This window comes from Mesorhizobium sp. M7D.F.Ca.US.004.03.1.1 (assembly GCF_003998635.1).
GTDB lineage: Bacteria > Pseudomonadota > Alphaproteobacteria > Rhizobiales > Rhizobiaceae > Mesorhizobium > Mesorhizobium loti.
Window position 1 is genome coordinate 1 of record NZ_RZQG01000346.1, and the last position, 5,806, is coordinate 5,806.

10 protein-coding genes are annotated in these 5,806 nt (G+C 62.3%); 8 read left to right on the forward strand and 2 right to left on the reverse strand.

The features are described from left to right. Nucleotides 1-234 (forward strand): DUF2214 family protein (locus EN935_RS19310; protein WP_127373531.1); only part of this gene is annotated, 234 nt, incomplete at its 5' end. Here EN935_RS19310 and nth read toward each other — a convergent pair. Then, entirely contained in the window at nucleotides 228-1,034 is an 807-nt protein-coding gene (nth, locus tag EN935_RS19315; RefSeq protein WP_109658857.1) for an endonuclease III, read from the reverse strand. The genes EN935_RS19310 and nth overlap by 7 nt on opposite strands. A 22-nt stretch (nucleotides 1,035-1,056) precedes the next feature. Here nth and EN935_RS19320 point away from each other — a divergent pair, with 22 nt between their 5' ends. Further along, the gene (locus tag EN935_RS19320) at nucleotides 1,057-1,551 is read left to right on the forward strand and encodes a DUF2244 domain-containing protein (protein WP_109658856.1); all 495 of its coding nucleotides are present in this window, start codon (nucleotides 1,057-1,059) and stop codon (nucleotides 1,549-1,551) included. 82 nt (nucleotides 1,552-1,633) lie between these two features. Here the strand turns inward: EN935_RS19320 and EN935_RS19325 are convergent, their stop codons facing one another. Beyond that, a complete protein-coding gene (locus EN935_RS19325) occupies nucleotides 1,634-2,449 on the reverse strand; it encodes a class I SAM-dependent methyltransferase (protein ID WP_127264790.1) in 816 nt (271 codons plus the stop codon). Between the two features lie 115 nt (nucleotides 2,450-2,564). Here EN935_RS19325 and EN935_RS19330 point away from each other — a divergent pair, with 115 nt between their 5' ends. From EN935_RS19330 to EN935_RS19355, 6 genes are all read left to right on the forward strand, one after another. After that, nucleotides 2,565-3,440 carry a bifunctional helix-turn-helix domain-containing protein/methylated-DNA--[protein]-cysteine S-methyltransferase gene (locus tag EN935_RS19330; RefSeq protein WP_127264789.1) on the forward strand — a complete coding sequence of 292 codons (876 nt, stop codon included), beginning with the start codon at nucleotides 2,565-2,567 and terminating at the stop codon, nucleotides 3,438-3,440. 217 nt (nucleotides 3,441-3,657) lie between these two features. Continuing rightward, nucleotides 3,658-4,128, forward strand: coding sequence for a hypothetical protein (locus EN935_RS19335; protein ID WP_127264788.1), 471 nt, complete (start codon nucleotides 3,658-3,660; stop codon nucleotides 4,126-4,128). Nucleotides 4,129-4,150: 22 nt separating this feature from the next. Continuing rightward, a complete protein-coding gene (locus EN935_RS19340) occupies nucleotides 4,151-4,543 on the forward strand; it encodes a hypothetical protein (protein WP_109658853.1) in 393 nt (130 codons plus the stop codon). Next, entirely contained in the window at nucleotides 4,510-5,019 is a 510-nt protein-coding gene (locus tag EN935_RS19345) for a hypothetical protein (protein ID WP_127264787.1), read from the forward strand. The genes EN935_RS19340 and EN935_RS19345 overlap by 34 nt, the downstream gene beginning before the upstream one ends. After that, nucleotides 4,994-5,476 (forward strand): hypothetical protein, encoded by a 483-nt coding sequence (locus tag EN935_RS19350; RefSeq protein WP_109658851.1) that lies wholly within the window; start codon nucleotides 4,994-4,996, stop codon nucleotides 5,474-5,476. The genes EN935_RS19345 and EN935_RS19350 overlap by 26 nt, the downstream gene beginning before the upstream one ends. A 154-nt stretch (nucleotides 5,477-5,630) precedes the next feature. After that, on the forward strand, nucleotides 5,631-5,806 hold a 176-nt coding region (locus EN935_RS19355), incomplete at its 3' end, for a PfkB family carbohydrate kinase (RefSeq protein ID WP_245489006.1).

The following is a 5,806-nucleotide window of genomic DNA, read 5'->3' on the forward strand; positions in this document are numbered from 1 at the left end:
GTCTACAACTGGGTGTTCTGGGCCAAGATGGCGGCGTTTGGCATGGTCGGGCTGCTGTCGATCATCCCGACCGTCCGCTTCATTTCCTGGAACAGGCAGGCAAGCGCCAATCCCTCGTTCCTGGTGCCGGCAACTGAGCTTGCGTCCGTGAAGACCTATATCCGCGCCGAGGCTTTCATCTTCCTGCTGATCCCGGTCTTCGCCGCGGCGATGGCACGCGGCTACGGCTACTGATCTGCCGCTGAAGCCATTTCAAGGGGCGCGATCGGCACCAGCGGTGCCGGTACGTCGGTCGTCTTCACCTCGGCCTTGCAAATGTCGGCGATGACGCAGGCCGTGCAATCCGGCTTGCGCGCCTTGCAGACATAGCGGCCATGCAGGATCAGCCAGTGATGCGCGTGGCGCATATATTCGTCCGGGATGATCTTGAGCAGCCCCTGCTCGACCTGTTCCGGTGTCTTGCCGGGCGCCAGCCCGAGCCGGTTGCCGATGCGGAAGATATGCGTGTCGACAGCCATCGTGTGCTGGCCGAAGGCCATGTTGAGCACGACATTGGCGGTCTTGCGCCCGACGCCCGGCAGCTTGACCAATTCATCGCGGTCGTCAGGCACCTCGCCGCCATAGTCGCGGATCAGCGCTTGCGACAGCGCAATCACATTCTTCGCCTTGTTGCGCCAGAGCCCGATGGTGCGGATGTACTCGCCGACCTTGGCTTCGCCCAGCGCCAGCATCTTCTGCGGCGTATCGGCGATCTTGAACAGCGCCCGCGTCGCCTTGTTAACGCCGACATCGGTCGCTTGCGCCGACAGCACCACCGCGACCAGCAGCGTGAAGGCGTTGACATGTTCGAGCTCGCCCTTCGGCTCGGGCCTCTGGACGGAAAAGCGCCGGAAGATCTCGTGCACTTCCGCCGGGCTATAGCGCGAAGTGCGCCGCACCGGGCGCGGGCGCGGCTTGGCGTTCGACCCATCGCGCCGTCCGGGCAACAGCTCTTTTTTGGACATGGAAGAATCTTTGGACTTGGGGCTCGCCATTTCCCTCCTATAATATCCCCTCATGAGCGACACAAACGCCTCGTTTCAGGCCGACGAGCCATTCTTTCAGGCGCTACTGACCCCGCATCGGTCGCTGGGCCGGACAGGTTTCTTCATCCTGATGGGCGCGCTGCTGTTCGGCTGGCTGGTGACAGGTGCGTTTTTCCTGTCGCGCGGTGCCTGGCCGGTGTTCGGCTTCTTCGGCCTCGACGTGATCGCCGTCTACATCGCCTTTCGCGTCAACTACCGGGCCGCCCGCGCACGCGAGGAAGTCTCGGTCTCGCGCACCAGCCTCGACATCCGCAAGACGGCACCCTCCGGTAAATCGGAAGCGCATCGCTTCAATCCGTTCTGGGCGCGGTTTTCGGTCGCTCGTCACACCGAGATCGGCATCACCAGGATGACGGTTGAAGGGCAAGGCCAGAACGTGCCGATCGGATCGTTCCTGGACCCAGCCTCCCGAGAAAGCTTTGCCACGGCTTTTTCACGCGCGCTGGCGACCGCCAAGACGCGCTAGAAGCAATTCCAGGAAAAGTGTGAAGCGGTTTTCCCGGGAAAAGCGCGCAGCGCTTCCCTGGGGAATTGCGGCAAAAAGTGCCTCAGAACCGATAGCGCAAAAGCCTGCCGACCTTTCGCAATGCAGGAATGTGTCTCCACAGGCGGATGAACAGTTTCGCGGACCAGCCCATGCGGGCGGCGTGTTCGGGCTTGTAGGCCGAGATGTCCTCGACGAATCGCAGCTTCGGAACAGCCAGCTCCAGTTCGTGCGGATCGTCGATGGCCCAGTGGACCTCGGCGCCCGTCGCCTTGATGGTCGGATTGAGGCGAAGCAGCTTCAGGCCGAAACGGCTGTAGGCGTCGAACATCAGCTCGCCGCTGGCAAGATGCGAGACGAGCCGCGCTAACAGGCGTGGCCCCTCTTCGGCTGGGAGATAGGGCGTCAGTCCTTCCGCCACCACGATGGCCGGGCGATTGCGCGGCACTTCAGCCAGCCAACCGGGCTCGGTCACCGACGAGGCAACCAGATGGTAATGGTCGCGCAACGGGTAAAGCTTGCGCCTGAGTTCAATGACCTCGGGGTAGTCGACATCGAACCAGTCCACGCCTTGCGGTGGATCGACACGGAAGATACGCGTATCGAGCCCGCAGCCCAGATGCAGCACGATGGCGTCAGGATTTCTGGCGAGAAAGTCCTCAACGCGGACGTCCAGCGTCTTTGCCCGGATCGCCAGGCCGACGCCGAGATTGTCGTCGACCTTGAGCCGGGAGAAATCATAGTCGATCTTGCGAACTACCTCGTCGGCGAAATGATCCCTAAGCAGCGAATCCGGCAACCGGCTCTCCAGCGCCTTGCCGTAGAGCGTCATCAGTAAGGTCTCCTTTGCCCCGGTGAGATTTACTTTTTCGCCGGCCATGAGCGACTCCTGGGCTCGAATCCCGTGTCTATCTGGGTATGCGCCGCAAGAAGGCAAGTTTCGGGTGGCGATCGACGCCCCAAGGGGCGATATTCCGGCTCAAGGAGACAGTTCCATGAGCACACACACAGCAGTCCTCAACAAGGACATCACGCCGCAAGGCAGCGACTATGAAATCGTGCGCCGTGCTATCGAGAAGATCAGCCTCGACTATCGCGACCAGCCTTCCCTCGAAGAGCTGGCCGAGGAGGTCGGCGAAACGCCGACCGGCTTGCAAAAACTCTTCACCCGCTGGGCCGGCCTGTCGCCCAAGGCCTTCCTGCAGGCGGTGACACTGGATCATGCGCGCAGGCTGCTCGATTCCGGCATGCCGCTGCTCGAGACCTCGTTCGAATTGGGCATGTCCGGCCCGGGCCGGCTGCATGACCTGTTCGTCACCCATGAGGCGATGTCGCCGGGCGACTACAAGACGCGCGGCGCCGGGCTCACCATCCGCTACGGCTACCATTCCTCGCCCTTCGGCACCGCCCTGATCATGGCCACCGACCGCGGGCTTGCCGGCCTCGCCTTCAGCGACCCCGGCGAGGAGCGCGCCGCCTTCGCCGACATGTCCAGCCGCTGGCCGAACGCCCTCTATGTCGAGGACATGACTGCCACAGGCCCCTACGCCGCGCGCATCTTCGACCCGACGCTGTGGCGCCCCGACCAACCGCTGCATGTCGTCATGATCGGCACCGACTTCCAGGTTCGTGTCTGGGAGGCGCTGCTCAAGATCCCGATGGGCAAGGCCCGCACCTATTCCTCGATCGCCGCCAGCATCGGCACGCCGTCCGCCAGCCGTGCCGTTGGTGCCGCCAACGGCGCCAATCCGCTCTCTTTCGTGGTGCCCTGCCACCGCGCCATCGGCAAATCCGGCGACCTCACCGGCTATCATTGGGGCCTGACCCGCAAGCGCGCTATCCTGGGCTGGGAAGCCGGGCAGGTGTCGTGAACATCGATTTTCCAATTATTGCCGAAGGAATATATAGATATCGACATTAAGTATAATTAGGTTTTTCTGTTTCGTTTTGCTTGCATACAACCGAGGGCAACCTCTGGTTACCATGTTTGTTATTTTCAAATGTTATTTTAGTTAACCCTAAATTAACCACGATAAAGTGATGATGACCCATATTAATTCGGGCGATCCGGCTTAATAGGAGGTCTCGATGACGTTGTTTCGCGCCGCCTTCGGCGCAGTTCTGCTGGTTGCCAGCATAGACCAGACCGCGTTGGCCACGACGCAGAATGTCATTTTCAATGGCACAATCGCGCCGACCTGCACGCTTGTCGTTGCCACCAACGGCACGATGACGGTCAGTCCCGATCTCCAGTCCCTCAGCTCCCACAACAGCGGCGGTTCTGCCGGAACCGTGACACTGACGACGACCGGAGGTGTCTCGCTCAGTGTCGATCCGGTCACCACCACGACGGTGCCATCCGCCGACAGCACGTCGACGACCTGGACGCCGACCTACTCCGCTGCGGGCACGCATTCCATCGTTGAGACCGGCTCGGCCACCAGCATCGGCACCCCCGGCGCCGACCTCGTCTCGGTCCATCTCGCCGGCACCAAGGGCGGCAGCAACCGCTTCGCCAACGGCAACTATCAGGCAACGGTAACGCTGCGCTGCGAATGACGCCGCAGCGAAGGAGGGGGCCTTGAAACATGCTCGAATCCTGGCGACGGCACTGGCCGTCGGATTGGCGCCCATTGCCGCCAAGGCGCAGTCGATGTCGCCGATGCGTGGCGAGGTCAACAGCTTCACCGACGTCTTCGCGGTCCGCGTTTTCCCAGCCAATCCCTACGACCGGAAGATCCGGGTCGAAATACACGTCTACGACCAGGATTTTCAGCCGGTAGACGCCAGGATCTCTCCAAATGTCTTCCAGCTGGCTTCCCAGGCGTCCCGTCCTGTCCTTGTGGTCGTGCCCTTTGGCGGCGCCGCCGAGCGTAAAGTGCGTATCTGTACCGAAAGCATCCCCTTTCCCAATCAACAGACGCAGATAAGGGCACAGATATGCGGAAAGTTTTTTGGGCGCCGCAAATCCTGATAGTCGCGCTCGCGGCTGCGTCGGCGAATGTCTCGCCGGCCGGGGCCGAGGACATCTACAACCTCAACCAGAACGAGAGCGGCTTCAACCTGCCCGGTGTCACCTTGCCCCAGGGCCAGGACGAGGTCCATGCCGCGGACGGCACCACTTGCCGCTCCGCCGTGTCCGGTTCCGGCGCGTATGTCGATCTCGGCGTCATCAGAGGCAACAACCAGTCGAACAATGACGTCGCCACCTACGGCCGCGTCGTGATCCCGATCGGGCGTACGCCCAAGCGCGTCGATTGCAGCCGCCTCTACGAGCTTGAGGTCGAGCGGCTGCAGCTGGAGCTGAAACTCCTCAAAATGGGCCTTGGCGCCGACGGCCAGACGGCGAGCATTGCCGCCACCGCTCCCGCGACTGCATCGCCCGGATGGGCCAACGAAGGCTGGAGCATCAGGACCGGAAGCGATGGCAAGAAAAAGAAGAAGAAATAGCAGCGCGCTGCTTGCCATGGCAGCACTTGCCGGCTTTTGCCTTCCGGTGCAGGCGGCGATCATCGGCACCTGCACCATCATGGTCGGGGCGTCCGGAACGATGACCGCAAATCCAGCCATCGGCATACTGGGCTCCAAACAGGCAGGCGGATCGAGTGCGAGCGCCACGATCGTGGCAAGCTCGCTGCTGTGCTCCTTGTTCAACCTGCTGGACTGCTATTCGGTTTCGGCGCCGGCGCCAGCCGCATTCTCGTCCGCGCCGAGCGGCGGCGGCACCAACGTGACCTTCGCTTCGGTCTTCCGCCTCGATGGCTCGGGGGTCGACATCAACGGAAGTGTGCCGCAGCGGGTTGTCAACGGCACCCACCCCATGCAGGTCGACCTCACCGCCACCAAGTCGAGCGGTATCTTTCCCGCCGGCAACTATCAGGGCACGGTCACCGTGCGCTGTGAATAAGCCGCGATACCTCAAATCGAGCTGGACCATTCGCGTGGTCTGGCAAGCCGCGGCCTTACAGGTTAGCTTCCCGCGCTATTGGAACGACCTGCGTTCGCCCGGACGCACAAAAGCCGCTCCGACACTTTGAATTTGCGCTGCCAGGAGGCGTTGCTTGATTATCGTCATCGGCTCGATCAACCTCGACCTTATCGCCAATGTCGACCGCTTGCCGAGCCCCGGCGAGACGGTAGGCGGCTCGGCCTTCACCACCGCTCCCGGCGGCAAGGGTGCCAACCAGGCGCTGGCGCTGCTGCGCGACGGCAACACCCGACAGGTCGACCTTGCCGT